This is a genomic window from Campylobacter sp. RM12642 (assembly GCF_020137635.1).
Lineage (GTDB): Bacteria > Campylobacterota > Campylobacteria > Campylobacterales > Campylobacteraceae > Campylobacter_E.
Map to the genome: position 1 here is coordinate 1 of NZ_JACGAT010000072.1, position 828 is coordinate 828.

1 protein-coding gene is annotated in these 828 nt (G+C 23.2%); it reads right to left on the bottom strand.

The features are described 5' to 3' along the window. On the bottom strand, window positions 1-828 hold an 828-nt coding region (locus tag AVBRAN12642_RS09720), incomplete at both ends, for a cation diffusion facilitator family transporter (protein WP_336608315.1).

The window sequence follows — 828 nt, forward strand, 5'->3', positions numbered from 1 at the left end:
TTTCTGGCTGAATAGTAATATGATGTATATTAAACTTATTTTTAAGTAAAGCATTAAGCTTTTGTAAAACACTTTTAAACTCATTTAAATCATCTAAGATTATATGAGCTGTTAGTATATGATAATCTTGAGAGATTGAATGAATGTGTATATCGTGAATATCTTTTATATTTAAATCTTGCTTTAATATAAATTCTTTTACTTCACCAATCTCAATGAATGAACTCTCAAGTAAAATATCTAAGCTTTGTTTAAATAATGATATAGACCACTTAGCAATTACTAAAGCTATTATTAAAGCTAGTATTGAATCAATAAAATAAAAATCAGTATAATAAACAATAATCCCACCAATAATAATTGCAACAGAACTAAGTAAATCACTTAGCATATGAATTAGACTTGATTTAATATTTAAATTACTTGTATCAGCTTTCATTAATAATAAAGCACTAATTATATTTGCTACAAGTCCAAAGCAAGATACTATAAGCATAGTCTTTATATCTATTTTACTTGGGTTTAATAGTTTTTCAATAGCTTCATAGATAATAAATATAGTAAATATAGCTATCATAATAGCATTTATAAAAGCAGCTATTATTTCACTTCTATAATATCCATAAGTTTTTTTACTATCTTGTTTATTAATAAATATTAGTGCAATAAAACTTATTATCAATGCAAAAGCGTGTGTTATCATATGAAGTGCATCACTAATTAATGCTAAAGAATTAGCTAAATACCCATAAATTAATTCAGCAAACATTACTACAAAAGTTACTATAAAGCTTAATAATAATGCTTTTTTATTCTTAGTAAAATCAT